Annotated in this window: 3 protein-coding genes and 1 pseudogene; 2 read left to right on the forward strand and 2 right to left on the reverse strand. The window is 61.8% G+C overall.

Annotation, left to right across the window (positions count from 1 at the left end; translation table 11 throughout):
- Positions 1–450: 450 nt before the first annotated feature.
- Positions 451–1,284, forward strand: a complete 834-nt coding sequence (locus EN991_RS24515; RefSeq protein ID WP_013529154.1) for a hypothetical protein — start codon at positions 451–453, stop codon at positions 1,282–1,284.
- 242 nt (positions 1,285–1,526) lie between these two features.
- Positions 1,527–1,979 carry a hypothetical protein gene (locus EN991_RS24520; protein ID WP_127369729.1) on the forward strand — a complete coding sequence of 151 codons (453 nt, stop codon included), beginning with the start codon at positions 1,527–1,529 and terminating at the stop codon, positions 1,977–1,979.
- A gap of 248 nt (positions 1,980–2,227) precedes the next feature.
- On the opposite strand, the gene ftsH is transcribed toward EN991_RS24520, so the two are convergent.
- Together ftsH and EN991_RS24530 are read right to left on the reverse strand one after the other, a co-directional pair.
- The gene (gene ftsH / locus EN991_RS24525; RefSeq protein WP_013529152.1) at positions 2,228–4,156 is read right to left on the reverse strand and encodes an ATP-dependent zinc metalloprotease FtsH; all 1,929 of its coding nucleotides are present in this window, start codon (positions 4,154–4,156) and stop codon (positions 2,228–2,230) included.
- 125 nt (positions 4,157–4,281) lie between these two features.
- Positions 4,282–4,604, reverse strand: a pseudogene (locus EN991_RS24530) (tRNA(Ile)-lysidine synthetase); the annotation flags it as partial.

The raw sequence follows: 4,604 nt of genomic DNA on the forward strand, positions 1-4,604 counted from the left end.
CCCGCATCGCGATTTCAGCGGTCATCGGAAACTTGTTGGCGCGTCCGCGAATGCCGTCCGTGCCGAAATAATTCCCTGCCATGCCAGTCAGCTTCCTCGACGTTTCTTCCCCGGCACGTCATGCCACAATTGGCCAGGGCGCTATGATCACATTGTGTGATTATACGTTACCAATCCTTAGAAAACCATTGTTGTGCACTGCACACAACGTGGCCGCAACCTGACATGCCCAGACTGCCATGCTGCAATATACAAGTCATTCGAGCCTTTCAGCGCGGATGCACCAGGAAAATCTTGCTCTGAACCAGGCAACGGACAACGATTTCATCACCTTATCGGGAGAAGCCGATTTTCGGCGATATATACGCCACTTAGCATCTGGCGCAACCGACCGTTGAGCGTTATTGATTTGCAGGGACGTATCATGGGCTGCTGCAACGGAGAAACGCTATGCTCATCCACCGACTTGCCACTTTGACCGGCCTCGCCGTCGCTACCTTGTTCCTGGCCGCGCCAGCCAACGCACTGACGATGGCCGAGTGCAGCACGAAGTATAACGCCGCCAAGGATGCGGGGACACTGGCCGGAGCGACCTGGAACCAGTTCCGCAAGGCTCAGTGCGGCACCGACGCCACAGCGACGACCGACGCCAAGCCGGCCGATGCCAAGAAAGCGACCAACACCACGAAGGCTGCCGCGGCGGACGACAGCACGGCCAAGGGCCTGACGGCGAAGGAATGCAGCACCAAGTATCAGGCGGCGAAGGCTGCCGGCACGCTGAACGGCATGAAGTGGAACGACTTCCGCAAATCCGAATGCGCCGCCGGTGCATCCGCCGCTGCCGCCGCCAAGCCGGCGACCACCAAGGCCGCCGCGGCTCCCGCCGCTCCCGCAGACAATGGCGGCAAGGGCCTGAGCATGGCCGAATGCAGCACCAAGTATCAGGCCGCCAAGACGGCCAACACGCTGAACGGCATGAAGTGGAACGACTTCCGCAAGACCGAGTGCGGCGCAGCCGCCTCGGATGACGACACCGTGCCGGCCGCCGACGAGGCGAGCTACACCAAGGAGCCGGCGAAGCCGACGACGGCTGCGCCCAAGGGCGTCACCTTCCCGTCCGCGATCTCGCCGAAATATACCAGCGAGACCCCCGGAAAGGGCCGTATGCACACCTGCCTCGACCAGTACTATGCCCTCAAGGACGCCAATTCGCTTGGCGGCCTGAAGTGGATCCAGAAGGGCGGCGGCTTCTACAGCCTGTGCAACGCCAAGCTGAAGAGCTGATCGCTTAGCCATAGTCTCCAAACAAAGGCCCGCGCATCGCAAGATGCGCGGGCCTTTTTTGTTGCGCGAAGACGCACACTGCCTTGCTCGCATCTGCATGTCGCCGGGCTGCCGGCATCATCAATTCGCCTACACTGCCCAACGCCAAGCTCATCGGCAGTCCGTAAAGATTCTGGTTGAACATATAGAGAACAAACCATATACAAAAAGACGTCAAACTTATTATCAACCAGGAGGGTCTTATGCACGGTTTGAAATTGGCGGTATTGGCTGCGACCGCATTTGTCGCTTGGAGCGTCGCCCCCGCAAGCGCACTGACGATGAAGGAATGCGGCGAGACCTATCGAACAGCCAAGGAAGGCGGCACTCTGAACGGCATGGACTGGACGGCTTTTCGCAAGGAGAAGTGCGCGACATCAGCAGCGGACAGTGTCAGCGAGGATACGGTCAAAACCGAGCCGCAGACGAAAAAGGAAACCAGCGCGGCGGTCGCCCCCACTGCAGCGCCCGCGGGCGTGACATTTCCGACCACGCTGGCCGCCGAGTTCAAGACCGAAAAGCCCGCGAAGGCTCGCATGAAGACCTGTCTCCAGGGCTACCATGGCAACAAGGACGCGGGCACGTTGAACGGCCTTCGCTGGATCCAGAAGGGCGGCGGTTATTACAGCCTGTGCAATGCCAAGCTGAAGAGCTGAGCGACAAGACATCTGAAGAAGAGAAGACCTGCGAACCGCAGGGTTCGCGGGCCTTTTTTTTGCCTTCGAGGGCACGCCAGCGGCGACGTTGCCAATCTCCCCCGCAAGGGGGGGAGATGGGCTATCACCTAGGCTTTCGCCAATCGTCACCGTCGCAGATGCGAGGTCGCGGACAACTCCTCCCCAATGCCAAAAACAAAAAACGCCGCGGAGCAAGCCGCGGCGTTCGATGAAATCGGTGGCCGAACTCAGCTCGACGGCTGTGGTTCCATACCGCCTTCGGGCTCAGGACCCTTCTTGCGGCGGCCGCCGGACTTCGGCACGGCCGAGCCACGACTTGGCGGCGTATCGTCGCCGAGGTCGCGTGCGGGCTTGTGGCCGGCGATCAACTGCTTGATCTCCTCGCCGGACAGCGTCTCGTATTCCAGCAGGCCCTGCGCCAGCGCGATCCATTCCTTCTTCTTCTTGGTCAGGATGGACTTCGCCGACGAATAGGCCTCATCGATCAGGCGGCGCACTTCGGCGTCGATGATCTGCGCCGTTTCTTCCGAGACGTTCTGCGTGCGTGCCACCGAATGGCCAAGGAACACTTCTTCCTGGTTGTCGCCATAGGCGACATGGCCGAGCTTGTCGGAAAAGCCCCAGCGCGTGACCATGGCACGCGCCAGCTTGGTCGCCTGCTCGATATCCGAAGAAGCTCCGGAGGTGATGTTCTCCTTGCCGAACTTGAACTCCTCGGCGACACGGCCGCCCATCATGATGGCGAGCCGCGAGATCATGTATTTGTAGCTCATCGAATAGCGGTCGCCTTCGGGCAACTGCATGACCATGCCGAGCGCACGGCCGCGCGGGATGATGGTGGCCTTGTGCAGCGGATCGGCCGACGGCACGTTGAGCGCGAGGATGGCGTGGCCGGCCTCATGGTAGGCGGTCAGTTCCTTCTCGGCCTGCGTCATGGCCGACGAGCGGCGCTCGGCGCCCATCATGATCTTGTCCTTGGCGTCCTCGAATTCAGCCATGGTGACGAGGCGCTTGTTGCGTCGTGCCGCCATCAGCGCGGATTCGTTGACGAGGTTCATCAGGTCGGCGCCGGAGAAGCCAGGCGTGCCGCGCGCGATCACCTTGAGGTCGACATTGGGCGCCAGCGGCACGTTGCGCACATGCACCTTGAGGATCTTCTCGCGGCCGACGATGTCAGGGTTCGGCACCACGACCTGGCGGTCGAAGCGGCCTGGCCTGAGCAGTGCCGGATCGAGCACGTCGGGCCGGTTGGTGGCAGCGATCAGGATGATGCTTTCGTTGGATTCGAAACCGTCCATCTCGACCAGCAGCTGGTTCAGCGTCTGCTCGCGTTCGTCATTGCCGCCGCCGAGGCCGGCGCCGCGATGACGGCCGACTGCGTCGATTTCGTCAATGAAGATGATGCAGGGCGCGTTCTTCTTGGCCTGGTCGAACATGTCGCGGACGCGGCTTGCACCGACGCCGACGAACATCTCGACGAAGTCAGAACCGGAAATGGTGAAGAACGGCACATTGGCTTCGCCGGCAACCGAGCGCGCGAGCAGCGTCTTGCCGGTTCCCGGAGGGCCGACGAGCAGCACGCCGCGCGGAATCTTGCCGCCGAGCCGCTGGAACTTCTGCGGATCGCGCAGGAACTCGACGATCTCTTCCAGATCTTCCTTGGCTTCGTCGACGCCGGCAACGTCCTGGAAAGTGACGCGGCCATGCGCTTCGGTGAGCAGCTTGGCCTTCGATTTGCCGAAGCCCATCGCGCGGCCGGAGCCGGACTGCATCTGGCGCATGAAGAATATCCAGACGCCGAGGATGAGGATCATCGGCAGCCAGGAGATCAAATAGCCGAACAGCGAATTGGAACCGTCCGTTTCAGGCCGTGCATTGATGGTGACGTTCTTGTCCTGCAGCCGCGAGACCAGCGAAGGATCGCCGGGCGAATAGGTCTGGAAACCGCTGGAATTGTCGGTGTAGGTGCCGCTGATACGAGCGCCAGCAATGGTCACCGTCTTGACCCGCCCCGCCGCGACATCCTGCAGGAACTGCGAATAAGGCACATCGCTGGAAGCCCCTCGCGTCTGCGGCGTCTGGAACAGATTGAACAGGGCTATGAGCAGGACCGCTATGATCGCCCAGAGCGCGAGGTTGCGATAGTTCGGATTCATCAATTGTCCCGTTGGCGTCCGCGAGGCGGACACGCGTCATGAGAGGAAACTTGCGCCTAACATAGGGAGAGCGTCCCCCCTTGCCAAGCAGAACAGCACGTCTGGGTTAAGCTTTCGCGCAACCCTCAGCCGGCACTGTGGCCGCTGAAAGGCAAGGGCGGGACCGGGGCCGCGCCAATCAGCCCGGCGACGGCCCGCGCCAGCGCTAGGTCGAAGGATGGCAGGAAGCGGCCGAAGGGGGCAACGACCGGCCGCGCTTCCACCGTCGCGGACTTCAGTCCATATCCAGGCAAACCAAGGCATTCACCGGCCTGCCACACCGCCGGTTCGACCGCGAGCGCGGCGCGCATCAGGCTCGACGGGGTTTTTCCTTCACCCGTCGCCAGCCGTTTCGCCGCTGCCGTGCCTAACGGGGCAATCAACAATGCGCTGCTGCTGTCGTTCAATG

The organism is Mesorhizobium sp. M7A.F.Ca.US.005.03.2.1, from assembly GCF_003997795.1.
Classification (GTDB): Bacteria; Pseudomonadota; Alphaproteobacteria; order Rhizobiales; family Rhizobiaceae; genus Mesorhizobium; species Mesorhizobium ciceri.